Raw genomic sequence first — 12,520 nt, forward strand, 5'->3', positions numbered from 1 at the left:
TGCCTACAGGGTTTTTTGCGCTTTTGCAGCGACGGTTTTTCGCTTCGAACCGAGCAATCCGGTAAAAGACAGCGTATAGAGCAAGAGGCCCAGCCAAATGAAAGAAAAGCTGATGGCATGCACATAGCTGAACGTCTCATGATAGACAAAGATGCCGAGAAAGAGCTGGATCGTCGGGGATAAATATTGAAAAAAGCCGACCGTCGACATCGCGACTGCTTTTGCGCCGCGGGCAAACCAGAGCAGCGGCAGCGCCGTGACAACTCCGGAACAGAGAAGGACGAAAAATTCGAGCCAGGAAATATTCCCGACGAGCCCCGTACCGTTGATTTCTACGTACAGAATGTAGGCGAGCGCAAACGGCATCGCCATGAACGTTTCCATCGTGAGCCCGGTGAGCGAATCGACTTTGACCAGTTTTTTCGCCAAACCGTATACCGCAAAAGTCGTTGCCAGCGACAGGCCGATCCACGGGAACTTGCCGTACTCGACTGTCAGGACGGTCACGCCGATCGCCGCCAGCGAGAACGAGACGATTTGCCAGAAGGTTAGCCGCTCGCGCAGGACGATGATGCCTAGTGCCACGCTGAGCAGCGGATTGATGTAATAGCCTAGGCTCGTTTCCACGATGTGACCGTGGTTGACCGCCCAGATGTAAATGTACCAGTTGCTGCTGATAAATAAGGAGCAAAGAAAAAGAGCCAATATATTTTTTTTGCTGCGAAAAACCGCTTTAATCTCCGGCCAACGACCCTGCGCGAAAATCAGGACCGTCACGAACAAAAACGACCAAAAGATGCGATGGGCCAGAATTTGGTCGGAAGGGATATTCGCGAGAAACTTCCAGTATAGCGGCAGCAAGCCCCACGCTGAGTAGCAAGCGATTAAGAGGCCAATTCCTTGCTTTGCGCTCCGCCGTTCTTCATCCATTGATCATGCAACCCCTTTCCAAGCTTTATCGCAATTTTCATTATGACAGAAAAACATGCGAAAACGAGAGCCAATTGATTGAAATTGCATACTTGGTCAGCTATTCTGATTGCATGTAGCAGGCGAAAAGGAGTGAGCAATCGTGTATCAGTTTGATGATGTGATTGACCGCAATGGCACCAGAAGCCTGAAGTGGGACGACCGGCGCCGCTTTTTTGAGGATCGCGACGTGCTGCCGCTGTGGGTGGCCGATATGGATTTTGCCAGTCCGCCCTGTGTGACAGAGGCGCTGGTGAAGCGCGCGCAGCATCCGATCTACGGCTATCCGAGCAAGCCGGCGGAATTGAACCAAGCGTTGATCGGCTGGATGAAGCGCCGATTTGACGTGGAGGTCAAGGAAGGATGGCTCGCCACAGTACCGGGCATTGTACCGGGGCTGCATTTTGCCATCGATGCGTTGACGGAGCCCGATGAGAAGGTGATTGTGCAGACGCCGGTCTATCAACCGTTCTACCAAGCGGTGCGCAACCGCGGACGGCAATTGATAGAGAATCCACTGATAGAAGTTGATGGTGACTATCAGATGGATTTTGATGACCTCAGACGAAAAATCGACGAAAAGACACGCATGCTGATCTTGTGCAGCCCGCACAATCCGGTGGGACGTGTCTGGCGAAAAAACGAGCTGATGACTTTGGCGGAAATCTGCCTGGAGCATGACATCATCGTCGTTTCCGATGAGATTCATTCCGACCTGGTTTATGAAAAAGGCAGTCATACTCCGTTTTATTCGTTGTCCCCGGAGATTGCTGACAAATCGCTCACGTTCGTTGCGCCAAGCAAAACGTTCAACCTGGCTGGACTGTTCTCGTCGTTTGTCATTTCACCCAATGCGCGCATGCTGCGCCAATTCCAGGTGGCGATGTCCCGAACGGGCGTGGAGTTTATCAACATGTTTGGAATCGAGGCGATGACGGCAGCGTACCAGGGGGGAGATGAGTGGCTAGACCAGCTGCTCGTTTATTTGCGAGGGAACGCCGACTATATTCGACAATTTTTGCAAGAACACGTGCCACAGGTGACGATGCGGGTACCGCAAGCGACCTATCTTGGCTGGATGGATTTTCGCCAGCTCGGGCTCCCGCCTGCGGAGATCAAGCGGCTGATGATCCATGAGGCGCTGCTTGGCCTCAATGACGGTACGGGCTTCGGCGAAGCGGGAGCAGGCTTCCAACGAATCAATTTCGCCTGTCCGCGCTCGACCTTAGAAGAGGCAATGCACCGTCTGGAGCGGACGTTTCAACCGCTTGGTTAATCAGAAAAAGCGGATGCGACGAGCTTTCACACAGGCGCGAGCGACCGCCATTTTCATTTGCCTGAAAGTTCAGCATTGCATCTTGACAGCTTTTGACCAGTCACTATATAGTAGGACATAAGTTAATAGCGCTGTGGAGATTTAGGAGATCAGCTAATATTTGCAAGTGAGGGCATGCGTATGCCGTTCACCTTGCGAGTATTAGCTTTTTTGTTTTCTCTCCAAACCTTCAGAAAGGAGTAGACAAATTGTAAGCGCTTCAGAAAAAGCGGTTTCAACAGTTTTTCAGCAAAAAAAGGGGGACGGGACATGTCTGCTTATGTTGGTGAATTGATTGGTACGATGATCCTGATTATTTTGGGTGCAGGCGTTTGCGCGGGGCAAAACCTGAAAAAAGCGTACTCGCAAAATGGAGGATGGATCGTCATTACGCTTGGATGGGGTCTCGCGGTCGCATGCGGCGCATACGCGGTAGGCAGCATCAGCGGTGCGCATCTCAATCCGGCGCTCACGATCGCGCTTGCGTGCATCGGGCAGTTTCCGTGGGAACAGGTGCCGGGCTATATCGCGGCGCAATTTGTCGGCGCTTTCATGGGCGCAACGTTTGTCTGGCTGTTTTACTATCCGCATTGGAGAGAAACGAGCGATGTTGGAGCGAAATTGGGCGTATTCGCAACCGGGCCTGCAATCAAAAATATAGTAGCCAACCTGTTTAGTGAAATTCTTGGTACATTCTTTCTGGTCTTGGGATTGCTTGCCATCGGCGCGAATAAATTTGCAGAAGGACTGAACCCGTTCGTCGTCGGCTTCCTGATCGTGGCGATCGGCTTGTCGCTGGGCGGAACAACCGGCTATGCGATCAATCCGGCTCGCGACCTTGGACCGCGCTTGGCACATGCGCTGCTGCCGATTCACGGAAAAGGGGATTCCAACTGGGGTTATGCGTGGATTCCGGTTGTCGGACCGGTCATCGGTGCTGTAAGCGGGGCGTTCTTTTACAAAGCGTCCTTTGTGGACCACTCGCTGGCAGGCGTAATCGGCCTCGCCGTGTTCATGGTGATTGGGATTGTGGTCGGAAACATGAGCAAAAACGTGAAAGTGGAACAGACAAAAAAATTAGCAGGATAACAACCCTGCCAGAGAAAAAGTGTAGGATACCTATTTCCTTATTATAAGGAGGAACTGTGAAAATGGAAAACAAATATATGCTTTCGTTGGACCAAGGAACGACAAGCTCCCGTGCAATTCTGTTCGATAAATCCGGCGCCATCATCGGGGTGGCCCAAAAAGAATTTACGCAAATCTATCCGAAGCCAGGCTGGGTCGAACACAACGCCGAGGAAATTTGGGAATCGCAGCTGGAAGTATTGAAAGCGGTTTTGTTGGAAAATCACGTGAAGCCGGAGCAAATCGCCGGAATCGGAATCACGAACCAGCGTGAAACGACAGTCGTTTGGGATAAGCATACAGGCAAGCCGGTCCACAACGCCATCGTGTGGCAAAGCCGCCAGTCGATCGACATTTGCAACCAGCTGAAGGAAGCGGGCTATGACGAGACAGTACGCGCAAAAACCGGATTGCTGATCGACGCATACTTCTCCGGGACAAAAGTCAAATGGATGCTCGATCATGTGGAGGGCGCTCGGGAAAAAGCAGAGAACGGCGACCTCTTGTTTGGAACGATCGACACATGGCTGATCTGGAAGCTGACGGGCGGCAACGTGCATGTGACCGACTATTCCAATGCGTCCCGCACGCTGATGTACAATATTCATTCCCTGGAGTGGGACCGCGAGCTGCTGGAAATGCTGCAGGTGCCTGCGAACATGCTGCCAACGGTACGTCCTTCCAGCGAGATATATGGGTATACCGATGAAAAATTGTTCAGCGTGGGCATCCCGATTGCGGGTATCGCGGGCGACCAGCAAGCGGCGTTGTTCGGCCAAGCGTGCTTTACTGAAGGAGCGGCGAAAAACACATACGGCACCGGCTGCTTCATGCTGATGAATACGGGCGAAAAAGCGGTGGCATCGCAAAACGGACTCTTGACCACAATCGCATGGGGTGTGGATGGCAAGGTCGAGTATGCGCTGGAGGGAAGCATTTTCGTTGCGGGCGCGGCGATCCAATGGCTGCGCGACGGCCTTAAGCTGCTGGCGAAGGCGTCCGATTCGGAAAAGCATGCGACAGCGGTCGATGGAACAGATGGCGTTTACATGGTTCCGGCATTCGTCGGCTTGGGCGCACCGTATTGGGACATGGAAGCGCGCGGCGCGATTTTTGGCCTGACACGCGGCACGACGGAAGATCATTTGATCCGCGCAGCACTGGAATCGCTGGCGTATCAGACACGCGATGTGCTGGAAGCGATGGAGGCAGACTCCGGTATTAAGCTGCAGAAGCTTGCAGTCGATGGTGGCGCGGTCGCGAACAACTTCCTGATGCAATTCCAATCCGACATCTTGGCTACGGCCGTCGAGCGTCCGCGCGTCAATGAAACGACCGCATTGGGCGCAGCGTATCTCGCGGGCCTCGCCGTCGAATATTGGAGCGGCAAGGAAGACATCATCCATAACAAAGTGGTGGAGCGTTCGTTTGAGCCAGCGATGGCGGAGGAAAAACGCCAAAGCTTGTATGAAGGCTGGAAGCAAGCAGTAATTGCCACCATGGGATATAAGGCTTCGCATTGATTTTTGCACGGAACAGGAATAGAATATAGATAAGTTAATTATGCTGTGGAGACGTTGGAGACAGCCAGTATCAAAAGGGCAAATGCAAAATTGCGTTGCTTCTTTTGAATATTGGCTGTTTTTTGTTTTTCCCAGCAGAGAAGGGAAGAATCGGACCATGAACAGTCAACCTACATTGTCATCATTTCAACGCGAAGCTTGTTTGGAGGAGATGGAAAACGAGTGTCTCGATCTGCTGGTCATCGGCGGAGGAGTAACGGGTGCAGGCATCGCCCTTGATGCGGCTTCGCGCGGTCTTTCGGTCGGATTGGTGGAAAAACAGGATTTCGGGGCAGGTACCAGCAGTCGTTCGACCAAGCTGATTCATGGAGGATTGCGCTATTTGAAGCAGGGTGATGTCAAGCTGGTGCAAGAGGTCGGCAAGGAGCGGGCGATTTTGTTCCGCAATGCACCGCACATCGTCATTCCGGAAAAAATGATCCTGCCGATTGTCGAAAAAGGTACGTACGGCAGGCTTGCCACCTCGATCGGACTCTATGTGTACGACCTTTTGGCGGGCGTCGAGAAAAAAGAGCGCCGGATCATGCTGTCCAAAAAGCAGACGGAGGAACGGGAACCGCTCTTGCGCCGGGATATTCTCAAAGGCGGCGGCCTTTACTATGAATACCGCACGGATGATGCGCGCTTGACCATCGAGGTGATGAAAACAGCGCGTGCCCACGGGGCCAAATGCGTCAATTATACGGAAGCGACGGATTTTCTCTATGAAAACGGCAAGGTTGTAGGCGTCAAGGTGCTCGATTTGGCCACGGGAAAAGAGCATGCGCTGTATGCGAAAAAAATCGTTAATGCAGCAGGGCCGTGGGTCGACGGACTGCGTGACAAGGACAAATCGCTGTTTGGCAAACGACTGCATTTGACAAAAGGCGTGCATCTGGTCGTTCCTTATGAGCGCTTGCCGCTCAAGCAGTCAGTGTATTTCGACGTTGCGGGCGGGCGGATGATCTTTGCGATTCCGCGCAACAACGCGACATACATTGGGACGACCGATACGAATTACCAAGGCGTGCTGGAGCGTCCGACTGTCAGCCAAGAGGACGTCGACTATTTGCTCAAGGCCGTCAACGATATGTTCCCTTCCGTCAAGTTGACCGAGCAGGACATCACCTCCAGCTGGGCAGGATTGCGCCCGCTGATTCACGAAGATGGCAAGTCGCCGTCTGAGCTGTCGCGCAAGGACGAAATTTTCTATTCCAAAAGCGGGTTGATCACCATCGCCGGCGGCAAGCTCACAGGCTTCCGCAAAATGGCGGAGCGTATTGTGGATGTGGTGGCAGGGCAGCTGGCGCAGGAGGATGGCCGTTCATTCCGTCCGTGCCATACCGATCAAATTGTACTGGCCGGCGGCGACTTCTTGAAGGCGACACAGATTCCCGGCTTTATCAAAGCGCAGGCACAGCGTCTGCAAGCTGTAGGAATCGGCGAGGACAGTGTCGGTGCATTAGTAGGAAAATACGGGACCAATACCGAACAAATAGTAACGTCTTGCCTGGAACTCCTGGCGCAGGGCAAAACGCCGCAAGAAGCCTTGTTGTCCGCAGAGCTGCAATATGGAATCAACGAAGAGATGGTTATGTCGTTGAGTGATTTTCTTATCCGCCGCTCGGGCAGACTGTTTTTTGAGCGGAATACGCTGGCGTCCCTTTATCCGAAGCTGGCGGATGAGCTCGGGAGCGCGTTTCATTGGACACAGGCGAAAAAAGAGCGTGACATCACTGCGTTTGAAAGTGAGTACCACTTGGCAAAAACATTCCAGTAGGAGTGACCCTTTTGACAAATAAAATCGAACAAACCATCCTGCCGGCCGCACGCAATCTGAAAGAATTCGATGAGCTGCTGGAAAGCTGCTATGAGCGAATCATTTTGCTCAACGCTCACGTCGCCCAAGTGAAACCGTTGGGAAACCGGGCCCGAGCGTTCGGGAAAAAATTACTGATTCACGCCGATTTAATCGACGGCTTGAAATCGGATGAATATGCTATGGAATTCATCGCGCAGGAAGGTAAGCCCGAGGGCATCATCACCACGCGCAACAACGTGATCCTGGCAGCGAAGAAAAAAGGACTGGTCTGCATCCAGCGCTTGTTTCTTATCGATACGATGGCGCTGGAGAGCAGCTTGGCCCAATTGGAGAGAACCAAGCCGGATTATGTGGAAGTGCTACCGGGCGTCATCCCGCACTTGATCGAGGAGATCATCACTCGCACGCAAATTCCCGTCATCGCAGGCGGTTTTATCCGGACGCGGGAGGATGTCGATCGCGCGCTTCAAGCGGGTGCTACATCCGTAACCACTTCGCGCAAAGAACTATGGTCGAAAAGATAGTCTGGCGTGATATAATCTCTTCCATAAGCTATTGATGGCTCGAAGGGAGATGTGTCATGTGAAACAGTTGAAAACCGTTTGCCCGCACGATTGTCCCGATACATGCTCGATCATTGCTACCGTAAATGAGGAAGGGCGCGTCGTCACGACCAAAGGAGACCCGGACCATCCGTTCACTCGCGGCGCACTATGTTCCAAAGTCCTCCGCTATCCGGAACGTGTCCATTCCAGCGAACGTCTGCTGTATCCGCTCAAGCGAACCGGACCCAAAGGAAGCGGGCAGTTCGAGCGGATCACTTGGGAGGAGGCGCTCGACACGATCGTAAGCCGCCTGCGCGAAGAAACGGCGCGCTACGGGGGCGAAACCGTCTATTGTTTTCACGGAAGCGGGAATATGGGCGTTATTCAGATGAACGCGCATGTTCCGTTTTTTCATAAAATGGGCGCGAGCCAAGGGCGTGGCGATCTCTGCTCGCCGGCTGCGAACGAGGGATGGCTGTATACGGTCGGAAGCCTGGTGGGCAGCCGCCCTGAGTCGGTAGCCCATACGGATCTAATGCTTGTCTGGGGCAGCAATATGGCGTCGAGCAACATGCACATGCTCGCGTTTTTCAAGCAAGCGAAGAAGAACGGGGCCAAGATGATCGTCATCGATCCGTACCGCAACCGCACGGCCAAGCAAGCAGATTGGTATGTACAGATCAAGCCGGGCACGGACGCCGCATTGGCGCTCGGCATCATGCATGTGCTGGTGGCTGAAGAGCTGATCGATCGCCCCTATATTGAAAAATACACGCATGGATTCGAGGAACTGTGTGCGACACTTCCGGACTATTCGCCTGAAAAAGTGGAAGCGATTACGGGCGTGAGCGCAGATGATGTGCGCAAGCTGGCCCGGATGTACGGACAAGCGCGCGCTCCGTTCATCCGCGTCGGCATCGGCCTCTCCCGCAACCGCCGCGGCGGCATGTCCGTTCGTTCGATCGCATGCTTGCCTGGTTTGGTGGGCGCGTACCATAAGAAAGGCGGCGGCGCGATCATGTTCACGTCGGACGCGTTCCCGAAAAATATGGACGTACTGGCTCGTCCTGACCTGCTTCCGGAAGACACGCGCGTGCTCGACAACGTAAGGGTCGGCTCCAATCTGCTGCATGTGCAAAATCCGCCGATTAACTGCTTTTTCGTCTCGGGCGGCAATCCGGCGATCACGGCACCTGACGTTGAGTTGATCCGCAAAGGGTTGACCCGCGACGATCTGTTTACGGTCGTGCATGAGCAGTTCATGACCGATACGGCGAAATATGCGGATATCGTCCTGCCGGCTACGACATCTTTCGAAAATTTCGACGTGTTCAAAAGCTATGGGCACACGTATATGCAAAAAGTAGACCCTGTGATTGCGCCGCTGGGCGAGGCGCTCAGCAACCGCGAGCTGTACTGTGAACTGGCGAAGCGCATGGGCTTTACCGAGGACGTGTTTACGTTATCCAACGAGGAACTGGCTCTCGCGCTCTTCCCGACAATCGCTGCGGATGAAGTGAAACGTACTGCATTCCTTGCGGGGGAGACGCTGGAGCTGATCGATTTCGACACGGTATTCGCCAATGGATTTGCGACCCCGACGGGCAAGCTAGAGTTTTATTCGGAGCAGATGCTCCGCGATGGATACCCCGCGGTGCCGACTTATCGCGAGGTCGAACAGGAAGAAGGGGCCCTTCATTTACTGACCCCACCTGCACACTACACGCTGAACTCATCGTTTGGGGCGGTCGACAAGCTGCGCGAACAGGAGCAGCGGCCGACGCTGCAGGTGAACCCGGTAGACGCATTGGCGCAAGGCATCGAGGAGGACGGCTGGATTGAGGCGTACAACGAGCGCGGCTCGCTTACGCTGTGGGCCAAGTTGACCGAAGACGTGCCGCCTGGTGTCGTCGTCGCCGAAGGGGTATGGTGGACACAGCATACACCGGACGGCAAATCAATCAACTTTTTGACTAGCGAACGGCTGACCGATATGGGTTGGGGAAGTACGCTGCATGATAATCGGGTGTCAATTCGCAAAGAGGCATAAAACAGGATGGGAAAAACTTGGCGCTTTTGGTGGCCAAGTTTTTCGCTTTTTTCAGGCCAAAGCTACTTGGTTTCAACTTTCAATAGCTTGTAAAGTACTTGATCCTTACTTCTAAATGATGTACATTAATTTTACATTGACATTACTGCAGGTCTAAAAAGGAGGAGCCATGTCACCACGTACCAAAGAACAAAATGATGCGATCCGGGAGATGCGGATGAACCAAATTATGCAAGCGGCTGCGGAAGTATATTTGGAGAAGGGCATTCAATTGGAAATACGCGATGTTGCGGTCAAGGCAGAGCTCGGCTACGGAACTGTGTATCATTACTACAAAAATAAGCACATGCTTTTGGAAGATTTACTGTGGGATGCCCTGAATCGAACGGAGACGGCAGTACTGCCCGCTTTGACGGGGGACGGCGGCAGTTTGCTTCAAGCTGAGTCGTTCTCCAGGCTGCTCCTGCAAACGTGTATCCAGGATCCTTCCGTATTTATTTTGCTTAAAACGGTTGCGGATAATTTTCATCACTTCCCGGGAAACCGGTTCATCAAGCTGTTTGCCGATTTTCAGGAACGGATCTATTTGCCGTTTGTGGAAATGATTCGCGAAGGAATCGGTTCCCAATCATCGGAGAAAACAGCAACTCTGATATTTGGCTCGCTCGTTGGCTGCGCAGCATTGAACATCCACCACAATATGCACAACGAGATGGACGTGGAAGGGATCGTCGATATGATTTTTTCAGGCATACAGTCAAAGGAGAAATGAATGGAATGGTCATCCTGAAATCAAGAGCAGAAATTGAAGAAATGAGAAAAGCCGGCCGAATTGTCGCTGCTTTTCATCAAGCAATCGCAGGTATGATCCGGCCGGGTGTCACGACGCTCGAGATCGAGTCGTTCGCGGTGCGGTTCCTGAAGGAGAATGGAGCCAAGGCTTATACGATAGGCTACAACGGCTATCCGTTTGCGACATGTGCGTCTGTCAACGACGTCATTGCACATGGTTTTCCGAGCCGGAAGCCGCTCAAGGAAGGCGACATCGTCAAAATCGACATCGTTGCGGAGGCGGATGGCTGGATCGGCGATTCAGCTTGGTGTTATGCGGTCGGCGACGTGTCGGAAGAAGCTCGTAATCTGATGCGAGTAACGAAGGAATGCTTATATCTTGGTATCGAAAAGGCTGTCGTCGGAAACCGGATCGGCGATGTGATGCACGCGGTTCAAACGCATGCCGAGCGAAACGGATACTCGGTGGTTCGCGATCTGCTCGGTCATGGCGTAGGAAGGGAGATGCATGAGGAACCTAATTATCCCCACGTCGGGAATCCGGGCAAAGGGTTCCGCTTGAAGGAAGGGATGGTTTTAACGATCGAGCCGATGCTGAATGCCGGAAAAGCGAAAATGACGATTGATGCCGACGGATGGACCGCCAGAACCGCTGACGGCAAGCTTTCCGCACAGTACGAGCATACGGTCGCCATTACTGCGGATGGTCCGATTATATTGACCGCACAATAGAATTCATTCCTTATATTGTTCAAATTTGATTTTGAACAAGCAAAAAAATCGGCCACTGCTCGCGTTTTTGAACACAGCAAGGCAGCCGATTGATTGTTGCTAACTGGGGACCATAGTTGAACAACAACAGCGGCAGTCTAAGACTTTATCAGGGTCTTAAACCACCGCTTTTTCTTTTTATGGAACAGTCTATTCCTTATTTTCCAAAGTTCGCCGAATTCTCAGTCGAAAAATCTTGTTAGATCAACGGAATCATTTTTTCTTATTTACAAACCGACCGTCGGTATGTTACGCTAAATCCAGATCAAAGAACGGTTCAATCAAAGGAGATGTTCACAAATGAGCGTGCCTCAATCCATGAATAAGAAAAAAATCATCCGTGGCATCGTGATGACGCTGCTGATCAACGGCGCCCTTCCGCTTGCCGTATACCAAATTTTGCTGGGCTATACATCCAGCTTCGTCGCTTTATCGATCGCGGCTGCGATCCCGTTGGTTGATAACCTGTTCAGCCTGATTCGCTACCGCCGCCTCGACGTTTTCGCTTCCTTCATGCTGCTTGGCTTTATTCTGAGCCTGGCCGCGGTTTTCATGGGGGGAAACGAGCAGCTGATTTTGCTGCGTGAATCATTTGTCACCGGCGCGCTTGGCTTGCTGTTCTTCTGTTCCTTCTTATTTCCGCGCCCGCTCATCTATTACTTCGCGCTCCGTTTTACCGTAGGGAACGACCCGCAACGCGTTGCCGAATTCGCAGCGAAATGGCAGCATGCGCACTTCCGCTTTGTTTTGCGCATCATGACGCTTGTGTGGGGAGTGGCCCTCGTCGGGGAAGCCGCTGTGCGCTCCTATCTGGTTTACCACCTGTCGATTACGCAGTTTCTGGCCGTATCCAATTTCGTCGTCTACGGCTTCATCGGGGCTGCGATTTTGTTCACCGTCTATTTCCGCCGCTATGCCCTCAAACGGATTGCCAAATAGGGAGGTATCTGCCATGGAAATCGTTCAAGCGACTCCCGCACTCGCAGGATCCTTGCCCGCGCTGTTTTCCGCGGCGAAAAAACATCTGCGAAGCCAAGGCATTAAGCAGTGGGACTTTTTCTACCCGAATTCCTTTCTCATCCGAAACGATGTGAAAAAAGGGGAGCTGTACGGAATTCTCGAAGATGGTCGGTTTATCGCAGCAGTCACGTTAAATACGGTAACGCCGCGCGAGTACGAGCAAATCTCATGGACGCATCACCGAGCGCTCATCATCCATCGACTGGTCGTCAGCCCGGATGCGCAAGGCAGGGGGATTGGGAAGCACATGCTCTCCTTTTGCGAAAATTTTGCCCGCGCGCATCAGTACGACAGCATTCATCTCGATGCGTACACGGACAATGCGGCAGCCGTATCGTTATATGACCGCAACGGCTACCAGCGCCGGGGCGAGGTGCGGTTCCCAATGCGCCGGCATCCGTTCATTTGTTTTGAAAAAGTATTATAAACCACCTTCCATTCGTCGGTAGATGCCCTGTGGCCTCTATCGTTTTTTGATAGTGCCCAGGCGAAACCAAGACTTCCAACGCACATGCTATAATAAAAAGAATGAAGGCTGTAAGGTGG

11 protein-coding genes are annotated in these 12,520 nt (G+C 52.7%); 10 read left to right on the forward strand and 1 reads right to left on the reverse strand.

What is annotated here, in order from left to right:
- Positions 1-3 precede the first annotated feature (3 nt).
- Positions 4-930, reverse strand: coding sequence for an EamA family transporter RarD (gene rarD, locus EDM56_RS05120; RefSeq protein WP_122916817.1), 927 nt, complete (start codon positions 928-930; stop codon positions 4-6).
- A gap of 142 nt (positions 931-1,072) precedes the next feature.
- Between rarD and EDM56_RS05125 the strand changes: the two genes are divergently transcribed.
- The 10 genes from EDM56_RS05125 (at position 1,073) to EDM56_RS05170 (ending at position 12,401) form a co-directional block, all read left to right on the forward strand.
- Entirely contained in the window at positions 1,073-2,245 is a 1,173-nt protein-coding gene (locus EDM56_RS05125) for a MalY/PatB family protein (RefSeq protein ID WP_122916818.1), read from the forward strand.
- A 309-nt stretch (positions 2,246-2,554) separates the two neighbouring features.
- The gene (locus tag EDM56_RS05130; RefSeq protein WP_122916819.1) at positions 2,555-3,373 is read left to right on the forward strand and encodes an MIP/aquaporin family protein; all 819 of its coding nucleotides are present in this window, start codon (positions 2,555-2,557) and stop codon (positions 3,371-3,373) included.
- A 62-nt stretch (positions 3,374-3,435) separates the two neighbouring features.
- Entirely contained in the window at positions 3,436-4,935 is a 1,500-nt protein-coding gene (gene glpK, locus EDM56_RS05135) for a glycerol kinase GlpK (RefSeq protein ID WP_122916820.1), read from the forward strand.
- A gap of 157 nt (positions 4,936-5,092) precedes the next feature.
- Positions 5,093-6,754, forward strand: a complete 1,662-nt coding sequence (locus EDM56_RS05140) for a glycerol-3-phosphate dehydrogenase/oxidase (protein WP_122916915.1) — start codon at positions 5,093-5,095, stop codon at positions 6,752-6,754.
- A gap of 11 nt (positions 6,755-6,765) precedes the next feature.
- Entirely contained in the window at positions 6,766-7,320 is a 555-nt protein-coding gene (locus EDM56_RS05145) for a glycerol-3-phosphate responsive antiterminator (RefSeq protein WP_122916821.1), read from the forward strand.
- Positions 7,321-7,378: 58 nt separating this feature from the next.
- Complete coding sequence (locus tag EDM56_RS05150; protein WP_183192300.1) at positions 7,379-9,391, forward strand: molybdopterin-containing oxidoreductase family protein; 2,013 nt, start codon at positions 7,379-7,381, stop codon at positions 9,389-9,391.
- A gap of 169 nt (positions 9,392-9,560) precedes the next feature.
- Positions 9,561-10,163: a TetR/AcrR family transcriptional regulator gene (locus EDM56_RS05155; protein ID WP_122916823.1), complete on the forward strand. Its 603-nt coding sequence runs from the start codon at positions 9,561-9,563 to the stop codon at positions 10,161-10,163.
- A 5-nt stretch (positions 10,164-10,168) separates the two neighbouring features.
- Positions 10,169-10,915 (forward strand): type I methionyl aminopeptidase, encoded by a 747-nt coding sequence (gene map / locus EDM56_RS05160; protein ID WP_122916824.1) that lies wholly within the window; start codon positions 10,169-10,171, stop codon positions 10,913-10,915.
- A gap of 339 nt (positions 10,916-11,254) precedes the next feature.
- Positions 11,255-11,893 carry a VC0807 family protein gene (locus EDM56_RS05165; protein ID WP_246009264.1) on the forward strand — a complete coding sequence of 213 codons (639 nt, stop codon included), beginning with the start codon at positions 11,255-11,257 and terminating at the stop codon, positions 11,891-11,893.
- Between the two features lie 13 nt (positions 11,894-11,906).
- Positions 11,907-12,401 (forward strand): GNAT family N-acetyltransferase, encoded by a 495-nt coding sequence (locus EDM56_RS05170; RefSeq protein WP_183192301.1) that lies wholly within the window; start codon positions 11,907-11,909, stop codon positions 12,399-12,401.
- Positions 12,402-12,520 lie beyond the last annotated feature (119 nt).

Source organism: Brevibacillus fluminis, assembly GCF_003710825.1.
Lineage (GTDB): Bacteria > Bacillota > Bacilli > Brevibacillales > Brevibacillaceae > Brevibacillus_D > Brevibacillus_D fluminis.